We start from the raw sequence: 23,538 nt of genomic DNA, 5'->3' as shown, positions 1-23,538 counted from the left end.
CCCTCAGTCGTTGCCGGGGCGGGCGTCGAGGGCGGCCGCCTCGTCCGGGGTTGGGGCGGTGCCGCCGAGGTGGGTGGGCAGCCACCAGCGGTCGTCCTCGCCCGCGGGCCGGTCCGGATACCCGGCCTGGAGGTCGTCCAGGATCGCCGCCATGCGGGTGCGGAGGTCCTGGGTGAGGGCGTCGAAGTCGTCGTCCGGGCCGGGCTGGAACGGTTCACCGGCGTGGATGTGGATCGGCACGTGGCGCTTGGTGAGCGTGCGCGGCCGGCTCTTCGTCCACAGCCGCTGGGTGCCCCACAGCGACATCGGCACGACCGGCACGCCCGCGTCGGCGGCCATCCGGACCGCGCCGGACTTGATCGGCTTGACGGTGAACGAGCGGCTGATGGTCGCTTCGGGGAACACGCCGACGACCTCGCCCGCGCGCAGCCGCTCGACCGCCTCGTCGTAGGAGCCCTTGCCCGCGGCCCGGTCCACCGGGATGTGGTGCATGCCGCGCATCAGCGGACCGGCGATCCGGTTGTCGAAGATCTCCTTCTTCGCCATGAACCGCACCAGCCGCTTCGCGGGCTGCGCGCCGAGGCCGCAGAAGATGAAGTCCAGGTAGCTGACGTGGTTGCACGCGATCACCGCGCCCCCCTGGCGCGGGATGTGCTCGGTTCCCGTCACGCGGAGCCGGTTGTCCAGCACGCGGAACATGGTCTTGGCCGCCAGCACGACGGGCGGGTACACGATCTCAGCCACGGAGTCAGGCTACGCACCCGTAAGTTCACGCAGGACCACCTGGGGCCGCCGTCACATTTTCCCAGGTGGTCGCCCCGTTCGGTGGCGGTGAAGTCACGATCGGTGATGGTGTGCGGCCCGCTGGAACGGTGTTCGCCGGGGCGTTCGACGACCACCAAGGTCGCTAGCGGCCACGACACGCGGCACGGGCCGGAGCGTCGCGTGCTGAGCCGTCTTCCGGTGCCACGGCAGCACATCGCGTGGACGCGGAGGCGAAAACCCCGCCCGTCAAAAGTGAAACGGCCGCCGCGCCCCTCATCGCGGAGGGGGCGCGGCGGCCGTCGGGGAGCTAGGGCGGTCAGGCCGCCTGCTGCTCCTTCTGCTTCTTCTTCTCCTGGTCCTTCTTGTGGCCCTTGTAGCCCGCCTGGATCGAGACCCAGACGACCAGCGCCAGCGTGATGTAGAGGGCGTAGTCGTCGATCATCAGGACGAAGTCGACGGCGTGCTGCCCGACTCCGTAGCCGAGGCCCGCGACCAGGCCCGCGATCAGCGCGGCACCGACCGCGTCGAAGATCAGGAACGACACCAGGCCCATCCCGCTCAGCCCGGCCACGGCGAACACCGCGGGGGCGGGGATGCCCGGCAGCGCGGCGACGATGAGCACCAGCGGCATCGCCCAGCGCGGCCAGGACTGGACCCGCGCGACGAACCGCTTGCCGAACTCGCCCGGCGCCCACAACTCGATGATCTTCGCGCCCCACTTGCGGCCGGCGAGCCAGAACAACCAGTCGAACTTGATCATGCCGAACACGCCCGCCGCGACGACCAGCCACAGCTCGGCGTCGCCGACGCGGGCGAACGCCGCGCCGGCGCCGATCGCCGAGAGGCTGCCGGTCACCGCGCTCAGCGCGAGCGGATGCGAGGCGATCAGGAACGGCCGGAACGGCATCGACGCCATCATCAGCACCACGATGCCGAACGTGGCGAACACCAGGAACTTGTCACCGCGCGACATCGGGTGGTCCCACGGCATCTGGTCGCGGAACGCCTGCCGGGCTTCTTCCAGCTCCTCCGGCGTGTAGTCCTTGCTGCGCCAGCGGAACCGCTTCTTCTTCTCCGCCGGAGCGTCCGATCCGGCTTCCGGGGCGTCGCCCGCCGACGCGGCGGGCGTGTGCGACGCGCCGTGGAGCTCGCCCCCGGTCGGCACGCGCAGGGAGGGGGCGGTGTCACCCTCCAGCCCGATCTCCTGCTGCTTGCGGCCTGCACCAGTCATGTCTCTCCTTCGTGCTTCCAATACCCCCTCGATGCGGCGAGGAGTTCGTCCGGCCTGCGCGAGGCGGTCGACCGAACGGAGACCCGTGCGCCTCATCTGGGAGCAGTTTCGACTATGCCGCAGCGGCATGGACAAGCGACTTCCGCGCCCGAAAACGGTGTCCCCCGTCACACTCCGCGGCCACGCGGCTCGGCGGCCCGAGTGCGCGCGGTGGCCGCCGTCCGTGCCGCTGCTGGAACGCGGTGGCCGTCGGCTTCCGCGGGCGCGGGACATGTCGTGCTGAGGTCCGGATGATTTTCCTTTTGGGTGAAGGGAAATCGAACAGGTCCAGTGTGGATCAATTTCGGGTCGCGGGGGAGGTGGGGAGATTCGGCGGTGGGTGGCGTCCGTCGGCGGTGCGGGCGGCCTGCTTTGCGCGGTGCTGATCTTGCCGGTATGTTGCGTGGCATGGTTCCGGATGACAGCGCCGTTCTCACCCACCTCCGGCGGGGTGTGCTGGAGTACTGCATCCTCGCGATGATCGACGTCGAGCCGTTGTACGGCCTCGACATCGCGCGCAGGCTCGGTGCGCACGACGTCCTGCTGCAGAGCGAGGGAACGCTCTACCCGCTGCTGGCCCGCCTCCGGCGGCAAGGGCTCGTGGAGACCAGCCAAGTGAAGTCCGCGACCGGTCCGCCGCGCCGCTACTACGCGCTCACCGCAGAGGGCAAAACGGCACTGGAGACCTTCCGATCCACCTGGCCTGCCTTCCGCAGCGCCGTCGATTCCGCCATGACAGGAGAACGATCGTGACCAAGACCCACCCTCGCGTGCACATCTACCTGGAAGAGCTCAACGACCTGCTGCGGCACGCTCCCGTGTCCGTGCGCCGGGACGTGATCGCCGGGGTGCACGAGCACTTCGACGCGAGCGTGCCCCCGGACGCGGACGCCGCGACCGTCGACGACGCGCTCGCTCGGATGGGCACGCCCGAGCAGGTCGCCGCGGAGGCGGGCGTCGAGCCGGAACGCGCGCGATCCGCCCGGCTGGGCTCGGTGCTCGCCGCCGCGCTGGCCTGCGCGATGCTGGCGGGCGCGGCGGCGCTCACCTTCCTCGTCGGCGGGCTCATCGGGCTGTCGGCCGGGTTCGACGAGAACCCCGACTGGGAGATCACCGGTGCCACGGCGGCAGCGGCCTTCGTGCTCTCGTTCGTGGCCTGGGCCGGTGGTTCCGCGCTCGCGGTCTTCAACCGGTCCTGGTCGAAGCGGCAGAAGGCGGTGCTGATCGCGTCCTGGCCCGTCGCCTTGCTCATCTCCGAGCTCTGCCTGCTGCCCACCGGGTCCAACTTCGAGCTCAACATCGCCGCGTTCATCGTCCACGGCATCGTCGGCCTGCTCTACGTCGTCGCCATCGCCAAGCTCTGGTTCGCCGCGCGAGCCTGACGGCGGCTACTCGGCGTCGTCCTCGCGCGGGGGGCAGGTGGACATGCCGCGCCAGAGCAGGTCGATGAGCTTTTCGGTCTGGGCGCGCCAGGGGCCGTGCTGGTCGAGGAACAGCAGGCCGCCGAGGCCGCGCAGCACCGTCTCCGGATCGAGGTCCGCGCGCACCGCGCCCACTTCGGCGTTGGCGGCGAGCAGGGTCGCCAGCGAGCCGACCATCGCCTGGTGCGCGCTCTTGGGGAGTTCGCCGCGGGCGGCGGTCGCGGCGCTGAGCGCGTTCGCGAGGCCGCGCTTGGTCATCATGTAGTGCGCCAGGTGGTCCGTCGTCCACACCCGGAACGCCTCTTCGGGGCGGTGCGACTCCAGCAGGCTGGGCACCACTTCGACCAGGTGCCGCACTTCCCGCTCGTAGACCGCGAGGATGAGGTCCTGCGGAGCGGGGAAGTGGCGGTAGACGGTGCCGACGCCGACTCCGGCCCGCTTCGCGATGGCGTTGTACGACACTTCGCCGGAGCTCGACAGCGATTCCGCCGCCGCCGCGACGATGAGCTCGTGGTTGCGCCGCGTGTCCGCGCGCCGGTGGTTCACCGCGCCCGTCCCCATCGCTCCTCCTTCGTCCGCTCTGCTGCCGAGAGCCTCCGGAACTGCATGAATCGACCGGAACAGCGTCGTTTGCCGAGCGGATACTAATCCGCTAGCTTCGATGAGGACAGCGGATTTTTATCCGGTTCCCGGCGTGGCGTCGTGCTCGACGTGGCCACCACCCCCACCACATCATGCCGCCCTGCTCCGGTGCGGAATTCCAGCGGAGAAGAGTTCCATTGCACATCTCACTAGAAGTCAACGGCAGCGCTGAGCAGCTCGACGCCGAACCCGGCGTGACGCTGCTGGACGCGCTGCGCGAACGGCTCGACATCACCGGGCCGAAGAAGGGCTGCGACCGCGGCCAGTGCGGTGCGTGCACCGTGCACGTCGGCGGCCGGCCCGTGCTCTCCTGCCTCACCCTGGCGGCCACCGTGAAAGAACCGGTGACCACGGTGGAGGGCCTGGCGGAGGGCGAGGAGCTGACGCCGTTGCAGCAGGCGTTCGTCGACCAGGACGCCATGCAGTGCGGTTTCTGCACCTCCGGGCAGCTCATGTCGGCCAGCGCCGCGATCGAGCAGGACGTCGACGACGTCCGCGAGTTCATGTCCGGCAACCTGTGCCGCTGCTCGGCCTACCCGAACATCATCGCCGCGATCGACCAAGCGAGGCGCACCGATGCGACCCTTTGAGCTCGACACCCCTGATTCGGTCGCAGCGGCCACCGCGGAACCGGCGACCTACCTGGCCGGCGGCACGACGCTGGTCGACCTGATGAAGCTCAACGTCCTCACCCCGCAGCGGGTGCTGGACATCAACGAGCTGCCGCTGCGCGGCCTCGATTCCGAGGACGGGCTGCGGATCGGCGCGCTGGAGCGGATGGGCGACATCGCCGCACACCCGGACGTCTACCCGATGATCTCGCAGGCCCTGCTGCTGAGCGCCTCCCAGCAGTTGCGCAACATGGCCAGCATCGGCGGGAACCTGCTGCAGCGGACCCGGTGCACGTACTTCCGCGACGTCGCGATGCCCTGCAACAAGCGCGAACCCGGCAGCGGCTGCCCGGCGATGGAGGGCGCGGGCCGGATGCACGCGGTGCTCGGCACCAGCGACTCCTGCGCGGCCACCCACGCCAGCGACGTCGCGGTCGCGTTCACCGCGCTCGACGCCGAGGTGCGGCTGCTGGGCGCCGACGGTTCCCGGACGGTGTCGCTCGCCGAGTTCTACCGGCTGCCGGGCGACACCCCCGAGGTCGAGAACGACCTGCGGCCGGGCGAGCTGATCACCGAGGTGGTGGTCCCGCGCCTGGACTGGGCGGCGAACTCCACCTACGTGAAGGTGCGGGACCGGCAGTCCTACGAGTTCGCGCTGAGCTCGGCCGCCGTCGCGCTGGACGTGCGCGACGACCGCATCGCCGACGCCAGGGTGGCGGTCGGCGGGGTGGCCACCGTCCCGTGGCGGCTGCACGCCGTCGAGGAGGCGCTGCGCGGGCTGCCCACGACCGAGGAGTCCTTCGAGCGCGCCGCCGACGTGGCCGCCGACGGTGCCCGGACGCGCGGCGCGAACGGCTTCAAGCCGGCCCTGCTGAAGCGGACCGTGATCCGCGCGCTGCTCGAACTGACCGAGGGGAGCCGCTGATGCCCAGCCGACTCGACGGGCCGGTGAAGGCCACCGGTCGCGCCAAGTACGGGGTGGACCACAACTTCCCCGGCATGGCCTACGGATATCTCGTGCTCAGCACCATCGCGCACGGCGAGATCGCGTCGATGGACCTCACCGCGGTCCGCGCCGCGCCCGGCGTGCTCGGGGCGTATTCGCCGTTCGACCCGCTGGAGCTGGCCACGCCCACGCTCCCGGCGTTCGGCGACACGTGGGTTCCGCTGCAGGACAAGGAAGTCGCCTACTACGGGCAGCCGATCGGCTTCGTGGTCGCCGAGACCTTCGAGCAGGCCCGCGACGCGGCGATGCTGGTCGAGGTCGCCTACCACGAGCGGCCCGCGCTGACCTCGCTGGAGGAGGGCCTCGCGGGCGCCGAGGACGCGCCTTCCTCCGACCACGGCGGCGGCCCCTCGCTGGACATCCTCGCCGACGGCGTCGAGTCCATCGAGGACGCGCTGGCGGCCAGCGCGGTGGTGGTCGCGGAGACCTATTCGACGGCACCGCAGAACCACGCCCCGATGGAACCGCACTCCGCCGTCGCCCGGTGGGACTCCGAGGGTCTGACCGTCCACAGTGGAAGCCAGGGTTCGGACATGCAGGCCGCGGAGCTGGCGATGGCGCTGCGGCTGGACCCGTCCCAGGTGCACGCGGTGAACCCGTACGTCGGGGGCGCGTTCGGCGGCAAGGGCCGCACCTCCGCGCCCGCGTTCCTGGCGGCGGCAGCGGCCAGGGAGCTCGGCAGGCCGGTGAAGGCGTCGCTGACCCGCGAGCAGGTGTTCACCGCGACCGCGGGCCGCGCGGCCACGGTGCAGGAGGTCTCGCTCGGCGCCGAGGTGGACGGCACGCTCACCGCGGTGCGCCACGACTCGTGGTGCAGCACCGGCGCGGATCGCTCGTTCGTGGAGCCGACTTCGCACGGCACCTCGCGCGAGTGGTACGCCACGCCGAACCTGTCGCTGCGGCAGAAGATGGTGCCGCTGAACCTGCCGCCGACGACGTTCATGCGCGCCCCCGGTGAGGCGCCCGGCTCGTTCGCGCTGGAGAGCGCGATCGACGAGCTCGCGGTGAAGCTGGAGATGGACCCGATCGAGCTGCGGCTGCGGAACAATTCGCTGGCACCGCCCGGAAAAGACCTCCAGTGGTCGAGCAAGTACCTCGACGACTGCTTCCGGATCGGCGCGCAGCGCTTCGGCTGGGACCAGCGCACCCCGGCCGGGCGCACCGACGGCGACTGGCTGGTCGGGGTCGGCACGGCCACCGCCATGTTCCCCGCGCTGCGCTTCCCCGCCTCGGTGCGGGTCACGCTCGGGGCGGACGGCGGGGCCGAGGTCGCCACCAGCGGCGCGGACCCGGGCACCGGCCTGCTGACCGTGCTGTCGCTGGTGGGCGCCGAAACGCTGGACATCGCGCCGGAGCGGGTCACGCCGCGGCTGGGTGACTCGTCGCTGCCGCCGGGCGGCATGTCCGGTGGTTCCACGGCCACCGCCAGCGCGGGTTCGGCCGTGATGGTCGCCGCCTCCGCGGTGCTCGACTCCCTGCTGGAGCTGGCGGCCGAGCCGGGCGCACCGTTCGACGGAGCCGAGGTCACCTACGCCGACGGGCACCTGTTCGCCGACGGCCGGAGCATGCCGTTCGACGAGCTGCTGCGGGCCGTGGGCCGGGATTCCCTATCGGCCACCGGGTCCTCGGCGCCGGGGGAGGAGCTGACGAAGCACTCGTTCAGCTCGTTCGGCGCCCAGTTCTGCGAGGTCCGGGTGCACCGCTGGACCCGGGAGGCGCGGGTGTCGCGGCTGCTCGGCGTGTTCGACGCGGGCCGCATCATCAACGAGAAGGCCGCCCGCAGCCAGCTCAGCGGCGGCATGATCTGGGGCGTGTCGGCGGCGCTGCACGAGGGCATGGAGGTCGAACCGAACGGCCGCATCGCCAACGGCGACTTCGCCGGCTACCTGCTGCCGGTGCACGCGGACATCCCCGACATCGACGTGCACTTCGTCGAGCACCCCGACACCCTGCACAACCCGGTCGGCGCGCGCGGAGTCGGCGAGATCGGCGCGGTCGGCATGGCCGCCGCGGTGGCCAACGCGATCTTCAACGCCACCGGCACCCGAATCCGCCACATCCCGATCACCATCGAGGACCTGCTGGAGGACTGAGCACCGCTGGGGCGCCGATCCGTCGGCGCCCCACCGGGCCGGGGCGTTGCCCGCAGCCTCAACAGGTGCCCGAGCCACGTAAGCAGGTTGGAGTCTTCTCCCGAAGGTCTTTGGATCAGGGACGCGGAACTCAGGCCTCGTCCAGGAAATCCTAAGGTGGCGCTTTGTCGGAGTTGTCATACTGATCACATGGCTGAGCCCTTGGGCACCTCCAACGAAATCAGCGGTGCGGTCCGAAATGCCGTTCAAGCCGCGAGCGTTCACGGTGATGCCTACGTGGGAGGAGTGCATCATCACCACGCACCGGAAGTGCGGTGGCCGTGCCGGGTCGGGGTGGTGCCGCTGGGTGCCGACCGCTTTCAGGAGCGCGATCTGAGCGCTCCGTTGGCCGATGCCATTGGTGCCGGGAGTACGGCGGTGCTCGCTGGGATGGGTGGTGCGGGCAAGACGCAGCTCGTGGCTGAGTTCGCACGTCTGATGTGGGATACCGGACAGGTCGACCTGCTGGTGTGGATTACGGCGGCGGCGCAGGAAGCGATCGTGTCGAGCTATGCCACGGCGGCGGTGAAGATCGGTCAGAGCGCTGGCGAACGGGACGACCAGGAAGCGAGCGACCGTTTCCTGGAGTGGTTGGCTGCCACCGACCGTCGATGGCTGATCGTTCTCGACGACGTGCAGAAGCCGAGTGACCTGCGTGGGCTGTGGCCACCGCGACAGCTGACCGGACGCGTGGTCGTGACCACTCGTCGCCGAGATGCCGCCCTCACCCGTCGCGGCCACCTGATCGAAGTCGGCACGTTCACCGCGGTCGAAGCAACCGCCTACCTGCGTACCAAGCTGGCTGACAGCTCGGCGTCGGCCGACGGCGCCGCCGAACTTGCGGCCGAGCTCGGGTATCTCCCCGTCGCGTTGGCTCAGGCCGCTGCCTACCTCACCGACCGGAAGCTGACCTGCGCCGCATACCTGCAACGGTTCGTGGATCAACGCAGACGACTGCACGAAGTAGTGCCCGAGCCGGAGAGCCTGCCCGACGACCACCGTGCCACACTGGCCGCCACGTGGTCGCTCTCGATGGAACTGGCCGACCAACTGGCGCCCGCCGGGCTGGCGTTGCCCGTGCTGGAGCTCGCCGCCGTACTCGATCCCAATGGCATCCCCGATGCGGTCTTGACCGCTCCGGCGGTCCTGGAGCATCTCGCTACCAGGCTCGGTGCTGCAGAGCCGGTCGAGGCTGAGGACGTACGGGAGGCCTTGCACGGCCTCAATCGCCTCAGCTTGGTCATCGTCGACTCCGACGACCCCCATCGCAGCGTTCGAATCCACGAACTCGTCCAGCGATCCACCCGTGATCGGCTCGGAGACGAACAGCTCGCCATCGTTGCCCACGCCGCCGCCGACGCTCTCATGAGCGCATGGCCGCAGATCGAACGCGACACCGAATACGGACAGGTCCTGCGCACGAACACCGACACGCTCCACCGGCGAACCCGGCTCTGGCACCCCGTGCTCTCCCGCGCCGGCAACAGCAGAGGCGCGGCAGGACGCGTCACCGAAGCCGCCGAGTACTTCACAGCCCTCCGATCTCACGCTATGCAGCGGCTCGGCCCGGATCATCCGGACACCCTGGCCATCCGCCATAACCTCGCCTGCTGGCACGGTGAATCCGGAGATACGGCAGGGGCTGTCGGGGAACTCGAGGACCTCCTTACCGATCGATCCCGAGTGCTCGGTGTCGGCCACATCGACACTCTCTACACTCGCCACGAGCTGGCCCGCTTTCGGGAGGCGGTCGGCGATGTGGCGAAGGCGGTCGCCGAGTACGAACAATTGCTCGCAGAGAGCACCGAACGGCTCGGCCAGGAGCACATCGATACTCTGACCACTCGTCACAACTTGGCCTATTTGAAGGGCAGTACGGAGGAAGGAGGCGCGGCGATCGTCGACATCGAGGGCCTGCTGGCCGATGAATGCAGGTCGCTCGGCTCGGACCACTTCAACACCCTTTCCACCCGCCGTACCTTGGCCAACCAGCTAGGCAAGGTCGGCGATGTGATGGACGCGATCGCGAAGCTCGAAGAATTGCTGGTCGATCAATTTCGCGTGCTCGGCCCGTATCACCCGAGGACTCTGATGACTCGCAACGATGTTGCTTACTGGCGCGGGAAATCCGGTGACGCCGCCGGTGCGGTCGCGGAATTTCAGGAACTGTACGCCGATGAGTCCAGCGTGCTCGGTCCGAGTCATCCGGACGTCCTGATCACCAGGCACAACCTTGCCTACTGGCGAGGTCGAGTCGGGGACGCGAAGGGTGCGGTCGCAGAACTTCAGGACGTGTTGTCCGACCAGAGCCGGGTACTCAGTCCGGATCACCCCTCCATCTTGTCCACTCGGCACAGCCTGGCCCATTGGCGCGGTGAAGCCGGTGATGCGGCGGGTGCGGTCGACGGGTTCGCAACTCTGCTCGCTGATCGGCTCCGGGTGCTCGGTTCTGAGCACCCCGACACGCGGCGCACGCGCGACGACCTGGCCCGCTGGCAGGGTGATGCCGGTGATGTGAACGAATCTGGAAAGTGACTGCCCTGCGCGAGGACGGGGAGCGGGCGCTCGACCGCTGACGTCGAACAGCGCGGCGGCCCATCCGGTGATGCCGGATGGGCCGCCGCGTCGCTGCCGGGGGCGTGCAACTAGGCGTCGTCGCCCCGCGAGATGGCGAGGGCCGCGGTCTTCAGCGGAGCCCATCCGCTGCGGGTCTCGTGGCGCTTGCCGTCGTCGGCGTTCCAGTAGTTGAGGTTGTAGTCGCCGTCGGCGTCGCCGGGATCGCCGTCGGGGTTCTCGCCGTTGTTCTTGAGCGTGCGGATGCCGCAGTGCGTGACCAGCGGCTCCTGGCCCTTGCAGGCGTCGTTGGACGGCGCCCGGTTGCCGTCCCAGTACCGGTATTTGTGGTCGGCGTGGTGGTCCAGGTCGATGGCCGAGTTCCCGTTGACCGTCTCGTCCTGGTTGGAGCCGACGAAGCTCCAGTCCGTCGATTTCGCCCAGTCATCGGTCAGCTTGTAGTCGTGCAGCACCTCGATGAACTTGGAGCCGGGGTCCATCTGCTGCCACTGGGTCGTGCCGGTGCACGAGCCCTTGCAGATCACGCCCTTGTGCGGTGTGCCGAGGGTGACGATCTGATCGACGTTGATCTTCGGGAACTTCTGCTCGCCCCAGTGCTCGTGGCCGAACATCGCGGTGCGCGTGATCAGCCCGCCCATCGAGTGGGCCACGATGTTGACCGGTTGGTCGCCGTGCTTCTTCTTGATGTAGGCGGCCAGGTCCTGGGCGACGTACTGGATCTTGGTGTCGCGGGTCGCGTCGGACTCGTCGGCGGGATTGATGTCCACGTCGCACTTGTCGTCCGGGTAGTAGCCCACGGTGATGAGCTTGTCCTCGTCCCAGCCCTGTTCCTTGAAGTAGTCCAGCGCGGAACCCCACGTCTTGGAGCAGTCCTTGCCCTTCTCTTCCTTCCCGTCCCCGTCGTAGTCCTCGTAGCCGTAGCCGTGCACGAAGTAGACGGGAACGTCCTTGGCGCCCTTAGCTTCGCCGCCTTCAGCGGCCTGTGCGCCGGCGGCGGGCCCGGCGAGCGCGATCAGCGCGGTCGAGGACACGACGGCGATGAAGCGCGATGATTTGTCGAACACTGTTGCCAACCCCTCAGTTCCCCAGTGAATTGCGGCTGATCGACTTTCGAGTCGATCCGCGCGCGGCCGACACGCTAGCAGGATCGGCTCGTGCCATGGGCGGATTTCCGGAGTTCCGATCCGCGGCTCCGGGGCAGCACCAGGTGGCCGCGGCGAGAGCCAACTCTCTTTCAGGCCAACGAATTCCTCGGTGCCCACGGCTTTCCGGGGCTGCGCTACGCGTTCTCGCTTGCCGTCACGGCAGCTTCACTCCGCCGTTTTCCGTGAGGGGCCAGTAGGGGTTGTACGCGACCTCCCAGGGATGGCCTTCCGGATCGAGGAAGATCGAGCTGTAGCCGCCCCAGGAGGTCTCCGCAGGTTCGCGGCCGATGGTGGCTCCGGCGCGGCGGGCCTCGTCGATCGCCGTGTCCACTTCCTCGCGGGAGCCGAGGTTGAGCGCCAAGGTGACCCCGCCCCAGCCGGGCGCGTCCTCGACGGCGCTGTCCTCGGCGAGCCGGGTGCGATCCCACAGCGCGAGGACCATGTCCCCGGCTTGGAAGAAGGTGATGTCGTCGCTCGGCGCGGCAGAGGGGCGCCATCCGAGCGCGGCGTAGAAGCGCCGCGCGCGATCCAGGTCCGCCACGCCGAGCGTGATCATGCTGACTCGTTGTCGCATGCGATCAGTGTCGTCCCCGCCGGTCACCTGCGCCGACCGGGGCGTTCTCGCGCCGATCCGCGCTCAGCGGTCGAGCGGGCGTGCGCGCAAGTGGCCGATCCCTCCGCCATTGCGATCTCCGGCGTCGATCGCGCCGACACGGACACGACCATCGGGATCATCCACAGTGGACCCTTTTGGGGCTCAGCTCTGCGGGGCCTCCGCGGCTTGCAAGGTGCCCGGTGAGAGCCGGTCTCGGCCCCAGCTGCGCTCCAGGTAGCCGATGATCCGGGCGACGTCCGCCGAGGGAACCCGCTCCGGTTCGCCGCGTTCGAGCGGGTCGACGTGGAAGATGTAGACCCGTGAGGCGAACTGGTCGAACGGCAGCGACGCCTCGCCGAACCGTTCCCCGTTGCCCGCGGTGGAGACGACGACGCCGTCGCCCCAGTCCTGCCCGCTGTCGTTGTTGGGGTTGAAGAAGTACACCCGCACGACGTCCTGCGGATCCGGCGCGACGCGCAGGATGGTGATCGCGTGCCAGCCGACGTAGCGGGCCGCGCTGTCGGTGACGGCGATCCCGGCGGGTTGCGGGTGGATCAGCGGTCGCCCGCCGTTGTAGTCGGGGTGGTAACCGGCGTGGAAGCGCCGCAGGAACTCGTCGAGGTCGATGAGGTTCCCGGTCGCGACGTCCACGTTGATCCAGAATCCGCGCCCGGCCCACCAGCCGTGGAACTCGGGGTTGACCCACCGGTGCGGGTCGCCGGGGCGGTCCGCGCAGCGGCGGCCCATCTCGGCGTAGATCCGGTCCAGGTGGGGGACGACGACGGACGACACGGGGTCGAGGTCCGAGGGCAGCGCGGTGGCGACTCCGGAGGCGCTGTCCTTCGAGGAGATCGGCTGCCCCTCGAAGTGCACGATGATCTCGTCGTCGCGCGCCGCCCAGACCACGATCTGCAGCAGGTAGTCCGGGTCGTTGTAGGCCCACATCGACAGCGCGCGGGCCGATTGGCAGGTCGGGTTGTCACCCTGCCCGACGCCGAGCGGCTGGCCCAGCATCGACAGCACGCCGGCGGTCAACCGCGCCTCCGGGCTCGGCTGGTCGCCGAACACGGCCACCAGCCGTTCCCGCGCCACGGGGGAGAGTTCCAGCGCGAGCTGGCGCCACAGCGCCGGAACCACCGGTGGTTCGTGCAGCACGCCGCGGTCGAGCAGCAGCGCGAGCCCGTAGACGCACTGCGCGGTCTGCGGGTGCACCGCTTCCTCCACCAGCCGGTGCACCACGTCGCGGTAGCGCAGGTGGCAGTTGCGCCCGGTGTCGGACAAGCCGAGGGCCTCGCCGACGAGGTAGTCGCTCTCGTGCAGCAGGAACCGCAGCAGCTCGGCGTGGTACGGCGACACCAGGCCGGTGTCGTGCATGGCGCGCGCGAAACCGCTGGCCTCGTACTGCAGCGCGCTGGTGTCCATCGCTTCCAGCCGGGAGCGGAACACCTCGACGCCCGGGTCGTCCCGGCACGCCTCGGTCGTCCCGAACAGGCTGGTGATCAGCCGGTCGAGCCCTTGGCCGGTCGACGCGCCCAGGTCGACGTCCGGGTCACCGCGGTAGACGGCGATCCGGGTGATCAGGGACTGCACCTGGTCGACCTGGATCGGTCGCTGGCGCAGGATCCGCCAGATCTCGTCGACGAGCCGGTCCAGCACGACGTCGTAGCCGACGCCGTCGGCGAGGTGCCGGAACAGGTCGCGGATCAGCTGCGCGTTCCGGCCTTGCGCGTTGCGCTCCGCCTCGTTCGGCGGGGTGAACAGCAGCTCCAGGTTCATCGCGAGCACCTGCGACAGGAACTGGTGCGCGTCGTCGGCGGCGAGCGTCGGGTGCTCGAATTCGCCGCGCGCGACGGCGAGCAGCCGCAGCTCGCTGGTCGCCTCCATCACCACCGTGTCCGCGTCGCCGCAGCGCAGGCCCGGCCCGGCCAGCGACGGGATGAGGATCTCCGGCGATGCCCAGTCGGTCCCGCCGAACAGGCCCGCTTCTTCCAGCGCCTGCGCCCTGGCCTGGACCGCCGCGGGCCCGCCGGGCAGGCGCAGGACGCGGCGCAGCGCCTCCAGCACTCGCCGCAGCTTCGCGTGCTTGCCGAAATCGCGGGTCTCGGCCATGGCCCGGATGGCGTCGTCGAGCGAGACCACGCGCTTGTCCAGCGTCGTGGCCGCACCCGTGACGTCGACGGTCGGTTTCAAGGGCTTCCCTCGGTTGGTTCTCCTGCGCCCTCAGACGTAGAAGTCGAGCTCTTCCTGCCGCTTCAACAGGTCGCGCATCCGGTGGGGGTCGTCACCGAAGAAGTACACCAGGCCCCAGTGGGTGCCGAACGCGGTCCGCTTCGTCACCGTTTCCTCCTGCGGGGCCGAGAGGTCGTGCGACTCATAGTAGTCGTCGTCCTCGGTCTCCTCCGGGACTTGCAGTTCGCTGACGACCCGGCGGCGCGGGTACCCGCCGAAGCAGCCCGCCACCCCGGTGGCGTCGACGACTTCGCGCGGGAAGAACGCCTCGATCTCCTCCTCGGTCGTCTTCGGGTCGAAGGCCAGCGCCAAGCCCTGGTAGGCGTTGAACCCGTAGGCCCGTTCCAGCAGCTCGAACACCTTGAACCCCGGTGGCCGGTAGGCGACCTCGCCGAAGTACATCTCGCCGTCGCTGGTGACGAAGTACTCGGGGTGCACGAAACCGAAATCGATGTCGAAGGTCTTGATGAGCTTCTCGATCTGCTCGGTGATCTGCGGCCGGTACCGTTCCAGGGCCGGGGTCGCCGGGACGAACACCGAGTATCCGAGCGTCACGTACTCGGAGATGTTCAGGAACATGATCTTCCCGTTGTGAATCCACGCCTCGACGGCGAATTCCCAGCCGTCCAGGTGCGATTCCATCAGCACCGGGAACTCCTCGTCGGGGATCGCGTCGATCTCGTCGGGCGTGCGGATCACGCGGTGCCCGAGGCACCCGGCCTTGTCGAACGCCTTGACGTGGATCGGATCGTTCGGGTCCCCGTCGAGCTTGAGCAGCGTCTGGTTGACCCGCTTGAGGAACCGGATCACGTCGTCCCGGTCGTGGGCCTCCTCGAAGATCCCGACCCGGATGCCGCCCAGCTGCGCCCGGCGCTTCATCAAGGCCTTGTCCCGCAACAGCATCGACTGGCCCAGCAGGCGAGGGTTGCTCAGCAGGACGGAGTTGATCGCGCCCGCCCACTCCACGGTCTCCTCGAACAGCGGGATCGCGACGTCCACGCCCTCCTCCTGCAGGATCTCCGCGATCTCCATGGAACGGTCGTTGAGCCGCTCGAAGTTCCACTTCACGTACGGGATGTCGTGTTCTGAGCAGTACTCCTCGATCCAGTCCGGGGCCACGACGACGTAGCGCCGGTCGAACCGGTCGAGGGCTTCCACCGCGTTGAGACTCCAGCCGAGGAGCGCTACGTAACCCTTGTTCGGGTCCTTGATGGCAGATTCGGGCATGGGCCGTTCCTCCATCGGTCGCGTATTCGGTTCTCGTTGGCGTCGTGAAATCAACCGTAGCCCGCGAAGACCCCGGCGAATCCTCGCGAACGAACCCCTTGGCGCCGGTGCGTCCAGGTGCTTGACGCGCGGCATTCGTCCCAGTGGAGGCGTCCAGGGGAGAGGCGGTTCGGCGCGGCGGCCGATGCGATTTCGGCTTCGCCCGCGGCGCAGATCGTGCGGCCGCGGGAGCCGTCGAGCGGCTTGAAGCGCCGCAGGTGGACCGGCCCGCGAACGTCATGACCGCACCAGCACCGCAAGAACCCGAACCGGTCCTGCTCGACGCAGTGCCACTTGCCGTCGGTCGGCCCGGCGGCCCAAGTCGCCGATGCCGGGACCGGCTCGGGACGAGCGAAGTCAGTGCCTCGCAAGGCAAGGCGGCGACCGATGTCCATCTCAGAGATTGCCGAGGCTGGCCATGGCCCTCGCCAGATCGCCGCGCGCTTCGACGATCCGCCGCCGGATTCGGGGCACCTGCGCGGGGTCGTCCGAGGTGATCGTCGTCAACAGCGGTTCGGCGGCGCGAACGAGGACCGCAGGGCGCACTGGCGTGCCGGGGAAGTCCTCGGCGCCGGGAATGACGTGCCCTGACTCGTACATCCAGGTCACCAGCGCGGCTCGGGTCGTGGCGCCGGTCTTCTGGAACGTCTTGCGCAGCGCGGTTTTGACGGTGTCCTCGGCTCGGTCGATCTCGGCGCCGATCTCGGAGTTGGACCTTCCGCAGATCAGCGATCGGGCGATCTTCAGCTCGGTCTCGGACAGCTCCGCCGTGAGGTCGAGGGCGGTGAGCCGGTCGGGGTCGCGATCCATCACCGGTGTTCTCCTGTCGTGGCTTTTCGAGGTGGGTTGGCGCGCGCCCACTCACGCGCCTTGTGGGCGACGTCGAGTTCGTCCTGCCAGGCCTGGGTGACCCGAACGGTGTCGAGCAGCGCGTGATCGCCGCGCTTGCCGCGCTGATCACCGCCGTGCACGGTGAAGAAGCCGTCGGGTCGTCCCCAGCGCAGCGTGATCCCGCGACGGTGGTCGTAGTGCCACGCGCAGGGAAGTCCGTAATCGCGTGTCGTCATCAGACGCCGTTCTGTCCGGTATTCGCGGACCGCCGGAATGCGATTCGCGTTGCAGGGCCTGGTGAATGCGGCCGGACCCGGCCGCACGACCGGGAGACGAGCCGTGCGGCCGGGCTGGCCCGTGACGCTCGGGGGAGCACGTCACACGGCCCGGCCACCGACACCAGCCGGGGAGCGGCCCGGTGCCGGGGCACCCCGGCCGAACGGTCGGGGTCCGCCCGGCGGGGGAGAGCGAGTCAGCGCCGCTGAGCGGATTTGGCACGGTGTGCTCGCCGGGGAACACGTTCAGTGAGATAGCGTGAACATCGCGGCGACTGACAACGAGACAGTAACGCGAAAGTTTCGAGTAACCTATGCCCTTGATGGGTGAACCCAGATCGAGTCGGTCGTTGCGGCTCGTCGGGCAGAGCGAGAAGGAGACGATCTTGTCGGCGAAGGACCCGCAAGTTGTACTGATCCAGCTCGGGATCTTGCTCCGGCGCCTCCGCGAGACGCAGCGATTGACCGCTGCGGTGGCTGCCGATCACTTGGGCTGTTCGACGGCGAAGATCTCGAAGATGGAGAACGGCAGGCAAAGCATCAAATCGGACGAGGTCGGCAAGCTGCTAGAGCTCTACCAAGCCAACGATTCTCAAGCTGCGGAAGCACTTCGGCTCGCGGCAGTGCCTACGCCGCGTCGGCGTGGCACTTACCGGGACAACGTTCCCGACTGGTTCCGTCGCTTCCTGGTCCTGGAGTCCGAAGCGTCCGCACTCACGATCTACGAGAACGAGCTGATCGCGGGAATCTTGCAGTGCGAGGAGTATGCGCGAACGGTGTTGACTGCGGGATATCCGTTCGCGTCGCGGCAAGAGCTGGATAGCCAGGTCGAAGTTCGCCTTCGGCGACGGGACGTCCTGATGAAAGCGGACGCTCCGCACGTCGACGTCATCCTGCACGAGGCGACGCTGCACAGAGTGATCGGTGATGACTTGATCATGCGACAGCAGTTGGGACTGCTTGAAGAGCTGGTTGCGCTGCCGAACCTGGAACTCCGCATCCTGCCGTTCCGCCCGAGTCCGTCTGCCGGTACAGATGGCGCATTCATGGCGAAGAGCGCGTTCGTGGTGCTCCAGCTCGAATCGACGGGTGCCGTGGTCTACGTCGAGGACATCGCTGGTGCGAACTACCCGGAGGAGGCGGCTGTCATTGAAGCTCACGCAAATGCTTACCGGCGTCTCCGTAACGTGGCTCTCACGCCTGATCAGTCGCGAGAGCTGATCGGTAAGGTGAAGTCCCAGTACAGGTAGACCGAGAGCATTGTGAGGGTCGCTGTCATGACCAGGATTGAGCTGCGGCAGCTGTCGTGGCGGGTTTCCAGCTACACCGGCAACACCGGCAACTGCGTCGAGATCGCCACCTTGCCGGACGGGGCGTGCGCTGTCCGGGACACGAAGGATCGCGAAGGTGGTGTCCTCGTCGTCGGGGCATCGCAGTGGTCGGCGTTCCTCACGCACATCCAGCAGAGTGCGTAACCGCCGCTGCCAACTTGCACCGGTTTCTTCAAGGCCTACCTCGTGAATCACGAGGTAGGCCTTCGCTCGTCGGTGGAGCGCGCTTCGCGGGCGCCGGTTGAGTCGTACCCTGCGGACGACGTTGACGTGACGAGCCCGATGGAGACCGGCGTGCACCTGCTCAGCACTGCGACCTCGCCTGATGAAGCCGCTCGTGGAGCTCGGGTGGCGGTGTTGCCGGTGGGCAGCTTCGAGCAGCACGGCGGGCATCTGCCGTTGATCACCGACACCGTGATCGCCTGCTTGATCGCGAACCGCATCGCCGAGCACTACGACCTGTTCCTGCTGCCGCCGATCACCGTGTCCTGCTCCCACGAGCACGAGGACTTCCCCGGCACGGTCAGCATCAGCGCCGCCACCTTGATCGCGATGGTCGACGACATCCGCTCGTCGCTGCGCAGGTCCGGCGTGACGAAGCTGATCCTGGTCAACGGGCACGGCGGCAACTACGTGCTGTCCAACATCGCCCAGCAGGCCAACGTGGACGAGCCGAGCGTGGCGCTGTTCCCCGGCCGCGACGACTGGACGCGCGCACGGGACGCCGCCGGTGCTGTCTTGAACGCCCATCAGGACATGCACGCCGGAGAGATCGAGACATCGCTGCTCCTGCACGCGCACCCGGAGCTCGTCGGCGACGGATACCAGGACGCCGATCACCGAGCTGACGATCGAGCTCACCTGCTGGTCACCGGAGTGAACGCATACAGCGGCAATGGCGTGATCGGGCAGCCGTCCGCAGCCTCCGCAGCCAAGGGCGAACTGGCGCTGGACAGCCTTGTCGCCGCCTGCGACGAACACCTGCGAGCGCTCGACGAGCGCTGACGCACGACGGGTCCGTCGAGCTGATCGATATGGTGGGGGCCGGGCTATGCAGGATCCTTGTTCGGAGTCGCAGAAATGACCAGATCTGAGCTGCCGCAGCTGTCGTGGCGGGTTTCCAGCTACACCGGGAACTCGGGCAACTGCGTCGAGATCGCCACGTTGCCGGATGGGGCGTGCGCGGTACGGGACACGAAGGATCGTGACGGTGGCGTCCTCGTCCTCGGGGCATCGCAGTGGTCGGCGTTCCTCACGCACATCCAGCGGGGTGCGTAACCGCCGCTGCCAACTTCGCACCGGTTTCTTCAAGGCCTACCTCGTGAATCACGAGGTAGGCCTTCGCTCGTGGTCAGCGGGTCTGGCCGTCCGGGCGGTGGAGTTGTGCTGCGGCGGCGAGGACGAGGTGGTGCCACGGGTCGTGCGGGTCGCGGCCGGTGAGGTCGCGGACGCGGCGCAGGCGGTAGCGCAGGGTTTGCGGGTGCAGGTGCAGCCGGTTCGCCGCGTCGGTGACCGTGTCGGCCGCCAGGAACGCGGCGAGGCCGTCGAGCAGGTGCCGTTGGGACGGGGCGGCGATCGGGCCGAGGACCGCGCGGACCACGGCGGCGGGGTCCGCGTCGGGGCGGGCCGCGAGCACGCTCAGGAAGCGGGCGTCGCCCTCGTCGAGCAGGGCGCGGTCGCGGAACGAGTGGGCGGGGGCGGTGTCGAGCGCGTGGGCGGCCAGGCGGTGGCTCGCGGCGACGGCCGTGATCGGGTGGCCGACGATGAGGCAACCGCGCCATTCCCGCTCTCGGCACGCCTCGTCCAGTTCGGGACCGGGGCGGACGTTCAGGAGCAGCACCGCGCGCGGTCCGTGCAGGGTGAGCAGCGGCCGGGCTGCGGCGTCCGCGAACAGGTCGTGGGCGGCGGATTCTTCGATGGCAGCACCGGAATCGGTCGATTCGACGATGAGCAGCGACGGTTCCGGGGCGAGTTCGACGCCGAGTTCGCGGCTGCGGTCGGCGAGCGCTCCGGCGGAGGACTGCCTGCCGACGAGCAGGTCGTCCAACAGGTCGCGACGGGCGCGGTCGAGGTCGGCGCCGAGGCGGTCGCGCGCGGCCCCGTACCCGGCCATGAGGGATTCGGACAGGTCGTCCAACGCGGTGAGCAGCACCGTGGTGAGGTCGGCCACGTCGTCGACGTCGAGCCTGCCGCGGCCGAGCTCGCGCAGGTGGTCGGTCGCGGCGACCGCCGCCACCCGGTAGGCGCGCAGCACGGCGGTGAGCGGGCGGCCGTCCTCGGCGCGCGCGGCGCCGATGCCGCGGAACCGGCCGCGGTCGGCGTCGTCGAGGACACCGCCGCCCTCCGCCCACGCCCGCAGCAACCGGACCAGCACCCACGAGGTGATCGCTTCGACGTCGCGGAGCTGATCGCCGCGCACGTCCCGGTACGCGGGCACGGCGGTGCGGACCGCGTCGAGGGTCGCATCGGTCAGGTCGGACAGCCGGGACCGGACCTGATCGACCACCTGGACCCGTTCGGACGTGCTCATGGGCGCCTCCTGTTCATCACCGGGTGACAAACCTACTGCGTCTCCCGGACGAACGAGCTGGTCACCGGGCACCGGACCGAAGCAAGCTGGGGTCCGCGCAACGGTGAGCGACGAACGGGCGGTGGCAGTGGTGGACGCGGACGTGATCGTGGTCGGAGGAGGCCTGTCGGGGCTGGTCGCGGCGCACGAGCTGACCGCTCGCGGGCGGAAGGTGGCGCTGGTCGACCAGGAGAGCGCGGCCAACCTCGGCGGTCAGGCGTACTGGTCGTTCGGCGGCCTGTTCCTGGTGGACACGCCCGAGCAGCGGCGCCTCGGCGTCAAGGACTCCGCCGAACTCGCGTGGAACGACTGGCAGGGCAGCGCGCAGTTCGACCGCTTGGAGGACGAGGACTCGTGGGCGGTGCGCTGGGCGCGCGCCTACGTGGACTTCGCCGCGGGGGAGAAGCGGTCCTGGCTCGACGCGCACGGGATCAAGTTCACCCCGATGGTCGGGTGGGCCGAACGCGGTGACCTGCGCGCCGACGGGCACGGCAACTCCGTCCCGCGCTTCCACGTCGCCTGGGGCACGGGCACCGGAGTGGTGGGGCCGTTCGTGCGCAGCGCCCAGCGGGCCGCCGACGAAGGGCTGCTCACCTTCCACCACCGCCACCAGGTCGACGAGCTCGTCATCCAGGACGGGGCGGCGACGGGAGTGCGCGGAACCGTGCTGGCCGAGGACTCCTCGCCGCGCGGAGTGGCGTCCAACCGGGACGCGGCCGGTTCCTTCGAGCTGACCGCGCAGGCCGTCGTGCTCGCCGGTGGCGGCATCGGTGCCAACCACGACCTGGTGCGCGCGCACTGGCCGAAGCGGCTCGGCACCGCACCGAAGAACATGGTCACCGGCGTTCCCGAGTACGTCGACGGGCGGCTGCTCCAGATCAGCGACGCCGCCGGGGTGCGGCTGGTCAACCGCGACCGGATGTGGCACTACACCGAAGGAATCCAGAACTGGAACCCCGTGTGGCCCGGTCACGGCATCCGGATCCTGCCCGGGCCGTCCTCGATGTGGTTCGACGCGCTCGGCCGCCGCCTGCCCGACCCGTGCCTGCCCGGCTACGACACGCTCGGCACGCTCAAGCACCTGCGCACCACCGAGGACATCGCCGACCACGACCACTCCTGGTTCATCCTCACCGAGAAGATCATCGAGAAGGAGTTCGCCCTGTCGGGCTCCGAGCAGAACCCCGACCTCACCAGCGGCGACCGCAAAGCGGTCCTGCGGGAACGCATCCTGTCCAAGGGCGCGACCGGGCCGGTGGAGGCGTTCAAGAACCGCGGCGCGGACTTCGTCGTCGCGACCGGCCTGGACGAGCTCGTGGCGAAGATGAACGGCCTGACCGACCGGCCGCTGCTGGACGCCGCGTCGCTGCGCGGCCAGATCGAGGCCCGCGACCTGCAGATCGCCAACCCCTACAGCAAGGACTCGCAGGTGCAGGGCATCCGCAATTCGCGCCGCTTCCTCGGCGACCGGCTCAGCCGCACCGTCGCGCCGCACCGAATCCTGGACCCCGCCGCCGGCCCGCTGATCGGCGTCAAGCTGCACGTGCTGACCCGCAAGACGCTCGGCGGCATCCAGACCGATCTCGACTCCCGCGCCCTCGGCTCCGACGGGCGTCCCATCGACGGGCTGTACGCGGTCGGGGAGGCCGCCGGGTTCGGCGGCGGCGGTGTGCACGGCTACAACGCGCTGGAGGGCACGTTCCTCGGCGGCTGCCTGTTCTCCGGGCGCAACGCGGGCCGCGCCGCGGCCGACGCGGTCGCCTGACCTCCCTGCCGGCACGACCACGAAAGGCGGAATCCTCCCGTGTCCCAGGCGCTTCCGCGCATCGCGGTGTTCGGCGCAGGCAGCATCGGCGGCTACCTCGGCGGCCGGCTCGCGCCGGTCGCCGACGTCACGCTGATCGGCCGTGCCAAGGCCATGGCCGTCGTGCAGGACGACGGGGTGTCGGTGACCGGTGGCAGCCGCCCGCCCCGGTACGTCCCCGCGTCCGCGCTACGGACCGCCACCGGGCCGGACGCCGTCGCCGGAGCGGACATCGTGCTCATCACCGTCAAATCCGCGGACACGGTCACCGCCGCCCGCGACCTCGCCCCGCACCTCGACGAGCGGACCGTGGTGTGCAGCCTCCAGAACGGGCTGCACAACGCGGAGCTGCTGCGCGCCGAGCTGCCCGAGCACACCGTGCTGGCCGGGATGGTGCCCTACAACGTCGTGCAGACCCGGCCCGGACACTTCCACCAGGGCAGCGAGGGCGCGCTGATGCTGGACGACGTCCCGGCGGCCCGGCCCCTCATCGCCACCCTGGCCGAGGCGGACCTCGCCGTGCAGCCGCACGCCGACATGCGCGGCGTGCAGCACGCGAAGTTGCTGATGAACCTCAACAACGCGCTCAACGCACTGTCCGGGCTCCCGCTGCGCACCCAGCTCGAACAGCGCTCCTTCCGCGCCTGCCTCGCGCTGTGCCAACGCGAAGCCCTCGCCGCCTTCCGCGCGGAGGGCGTCGAACCGGCCAAGCTCATGCCGATCCCGCCCGCGCTCATCCCACGGCTGCTGCGGTTTCCCGACGCGGTGTTCCGCCGCGTGGCCCGCCGCATCCTGGCCATCGACCCGCACGCCCGCTCCTCCACGTGGGAAGATCTGCAACGCGGGCGGGTCACCGAGATCGACATGCTGCAGGGCGAAGTCGTCGCCATGGCCACCCGCCACTCGCTGCCCGCGCCGGCCTCGGCCCGAGTCGTGGAACTGGTCAAGCGAGCGGAGAAGACACCACCGGACCGCCGCGACACCTGGACCGGCCCGGAACTCCTGGCGGACCTCCGCGCGGCCTGCCGGTGACAAGGCCCGATCGAGGCGGGGGAGTGCCGTAGGCAGCGCC

22 protein-coding genes are annotated in these 23,538 nt (G+C 69.4%); 12 read left to right on the top strand and 10 right to left on the bottom strand.

The window, feature by feature from the left end; all coding sequences use genetic code 11:
- Positions 1–3: 3 nt before the first annotated feature.
- On the bottom strand, positions 4–744 hold the full coding sequence (locus BJ969_RS18235) for a 1-acyl-sn-glycerol-3-phosphate acyltransferase (protein ID WP_184480299.1): 741 nt from the start codon (positions 742–744) through the stop codon (positions 4–6).
- 337 nt (positions 745–1,081) lie between these two features.
- Positions 1,082–1,996: a DedA family protein gene (locus BJ969_RS18230; protein ID WP_184480297.1), complete on the bottom strand. Its 915-nt coding sequence runs from the start codon at positions 1,994–1,996 to the stop codon at positions 1,082–1,084.
- A gap of 447 nt (positions 1,997–2,443) precedes the next feature.
- Here BJ969_RS18230 and BJ969_RS18225 point away from each other — a divergent pair, with 447 nt between their 5' ends.
- Positions 2,444–2,788: a PadR family transcriptional regulator gene (locus BJ969_RS18225; RefSeq protein WP_184480295.1), complete on the top strand. Its 345-nt coding sequence runs from the start codon at positions 2,444–2,446 to the stop codon at positions 2,786–2,788.
- Positions 2,785–3,417 carry an HAAS signaling domain-containing protein gene (locus BJ969_RS18220; protein WP_184480293.1) on the top strand — a complete coding sequence of 211 codons (633 nt, stop codon included), beginning with the start codon at positions 2,785–2,787 and terminating at the stop codon, positions 3,415–3,417. Before BJ969_RS18225 ends, BJ969_RS18220 begins: the two co-directional genes overlap by 4 nt.
- A 6-nt stretch (positions 3,418–3,423) precedes the next feature.
- Here BJ969_RS18220 and BJ969_RS18215 read toward each other — a convergent pair whose 3' ends face one another.
- Positions 3,424–4,017 (bottom strand): TetR/AcrR family transcriptional regulator, encoded by a 594-nt coding sequence (locus tag BJ969_RS18215; protein WP_184480291.1) that lies wholly within the window; start codon positions 4,015–4,017, stop codon positions 3,424–3,426.
- 218 nt (positions 4,018–4,235) lie between these two features.
- Here BJ969_RS18215 and BJ969_RS18210 point away from each other — a divergent pair, with 218 nt between their 5' ends.
- The 4 genes from BJ969_RS18210 (at position 4,236) to BJ969_RS18195 (ending at position 10,382) form a co-directional block, all read left to right on the top strand.
- The gene (locus BJ969_RS18210) at positions 4,236–4,688 is read left to right on the top strand and encodes a (2Fe-2S)-binding protein (RefSeq protein ID WP_184480290.1); all 453 of its coding nucleotides are present in this window, start codon (positions 4,236–4,238) and stop codon (positions 4,686–4,688) included.
- Positions 4,675–5,634 carry an FAD binding domain-containing protein gene (locus tag BJ969_RS18205; RefSeq protein ID WP_184480287.1) on the top strand — a complete coding sequence of 320 codons (960 nt, stop codon included), beginning with the start codon at positions 4,675–4,677 and terminating at the stop codon, positions 5,632–5,634. Before BJ969_RS18210 ends, BJ969_RS18205 begins: the two co-directional genes overlap by 14 nt.
- On the top strand, positions 5,634–7,808 hold the full coding sequence (locus BJ969_RS18200; protein WP_184480285.1) for a xanthine dehydrogenase family protein molybdopterin-binding subunit: 2,175 nt from the start codon (positions 5,634–5,636) through the stop codon (positions 7,806–7,808). The genes BJ969_RS18205 and BJ969_RS18200 overlap by 1 nt, the downstream gene beginning before the upstream one ends.
- 189 nt (positions 7,809–7,997) lie before the next feature.
- Positions 7,998–10,382: a tetratricopeptide repeat protein gene (locus BJ969_RS18195; protein ID WP_221315872.1), complete on the top strand. Its 2,385-nt coding sequence runs from the start codon at positions 7,998–8,000 to the stop codon at positions 10,380–10,382.
- Positions 10,383–10,492: 110 nt separating this feature from the next.
- Here BJ969_RS18195 and BJ969_RS18190 read toward each other — a convergent pair whose 3' ends face one another.
- The 6 genes from BJ969_RS18190 to BJ969_RS18165 all read right to left on the bottom strand — a co-directional run bounded on the left by BJ969_RS18190 (position 10,493) and on the right by BJ969_RS18165 (position 16,723).
- Positions 10,493–11,485, bottom strand: coding sequence for a PGAP1-like alpha/beta domain-containing protein (locus tag BJ969_RS18190; protein ID WP_184480283.1), 993 nt, complete (start codon positions 11,483–11,485; stop codon positions 10,493–10,495).
- 235 nt (positions 11,486–11,720) lie between these two features.
- Positions 11,721–12,140, bottom strand: coding sequence for a VOC family protein (locus tag BJ969_RS18185; RefSeq protein WP_184480281.1), 420 nt, complete (start codon positions 12,138–12,140; stop codon positions 11,721–11,723).
- 183 nt (positions 12,141–12,323) lie between these two features.
- On the bottom strand, positions 12,324–14,351 hold the full coding sequence (locus BJ969_RS18180; RefSeq protein WP_184480279.1) for a hypothetical protein: 2,028 nt from the start codon (positions 14,349–14,351) through the stop codon (positions 12,324–12,326).
- Between the two features lie 30 nt (positions 14,352–14,381).
- A complete protein-coding gene (locus tag BJ969_RS18175) occupies positions 14,382–15,617 on the bottom strand; it encodes an ATP-grasp domain-containing protein (RefSeq protein ID WP_184480277.1) in 1,236 nt (411 codons plus the stop codon).
- Between the two features lie 435 nt (positions 15,618–16,052).
- Positions 16,053–16,466 carry a response regulator transcription factor gene (locus BJ969_RS18170; protein ID WP_184480275.1) on the bottom strand — a complete coding sequence of 138 codons (414 nt, stop codon included), beginning with the start codon at positions 16,464–16,466 and terminating at the stop codon, positions 16,053–16,055.
- Positions 16,466–16,723, bottom strand: coding sequence for a hypothetical protein (locus BJ969_RS18165; RefSeq protein WP_184480273.1), 258 nt, complete (start codon positions 16,721–16,723; stop codon positions 16,466–16,468). The genes BJ969_RS18170 and BJ969_RS18165 overlap by 1 nt, the downstream gene beginning before the upstream one ends.
- A gap of 425 nt (positions 16,724–17,148) precedes the next feature.
- Between BJ969_RS18165 and BJ969_RS18160 the strand changes: the two genes are divergently transcribed.
- The 4 genes from BJ969_RS18160 to BJ969_RS18145 all read left to right on the top strand — a co-directional run bounded on the left by BJ969_RS18160 (position 17,149) and on the right by BJ969_RS18145 (position 19,371).
- Entirely contained in the window at positions 17,149–18,012 is an 864-nt protein-coding gene (locus tag BJ969_RS18160) for a helix-turn-helix domain-containing protein (RefSeq protein ID WP_221315871.1), read from the top strand.
- 27 nt (positions 18,013–18,039) lie between these two features.
- Positions 18,040–18,237, top strand: coding sequence for a DUF397 domain-containing protein (locus BJ969_RS18155; protein ID WP_184480268.1), 198 nt, complete (start codon positions 18,040–18,042; stop codon positions 18,235–18,237).
- A 138-nt stretch (positions 18,238–18,375) separates the two neighbouring features.
- A complete protein-coding gene (locus BJ969_RS18150) occupies positions 18,376–19,098 on the top strand; it encodes a creatininase family protein (protein WP_221316562.1) in 723 nt (240 codons plus the stop codon).
- 75 nt (positions 19,099–19,173) lie between these two features.
- Positions 19,174–19,371, top strand: a complete 198-nt coding sequence (locus BJ969_RS18145) for a DUF397 domain-containing protein (RefSeq protein ID WP_184480266.1) — start codon at positions 19,174–19,176, stop codon at positions 19,369–19,371.
- A gap of 73 nt (positions 19,372–19,444) precedes the next feature.
- On the opposite strand, the gene BJ969_RS18140 is transcribed toward BJ969_RS18145, so the two are convergent.
- Positions 19,445–20,623 carry a PucR family transcriptional regulator gene (locus BJ969_RS18140; RefSeq protein ID WP_184480264.1) on the bottom strand — a complete coding sequence of 393 codons (1,179 nt, stop codon included), beginning with the start codon at positions 20,621–20,623 and terminating at the stop codon, positions 19,445–19,447.
- A gap of 103 nt (positions 20,624–20,726) precedes the next feature.
- Between BJ969_RS18140 and BJ969_RS18135 the strand changes: the two genes are divergently transcribed.
- On the top strand, positions 20,727–22,427 hold the full coding sequence (locus BJ969_RS18135; RefSeq protein WP_343071474.1) for an FAD-binding dehydrogenase: 1,701 nt from the start codon (positions 20,727–20,729) through the stop codon (positions 22,425–22,427).
- Positions 22,428–22,466: 39 nt separating this feature from the next.
- On the top strand, positions 22,467–23,498 hold the full coding sequence (locus BJ969_RS18130) for a 2-dehydropantoate 2-reductase (RefSeq protein WP_221315869.1): 1,032 nt from the start codon (positions 22,467–22,469) through the stop codon (positions 23,496–23,498).
- Positions 23,499–23,538 lie beyond the last annotated feature (40 nt).

This window comes from Saccharopolyspora gloriosae (assembly GCF_014203325.1).
Taxonomy (GTDB): Bacteria; Actinomycetota; Actinomycetes; order Mycobacteriales; family Pseudonocardiaceae; genus Saccharopolyspora_C; species Saccharopolyspora_C gloriosae.
Note: the sequence above shows the minus strand (reverse complement) of the source record. Positions and strands in the feature narration are given on the sequence as shown.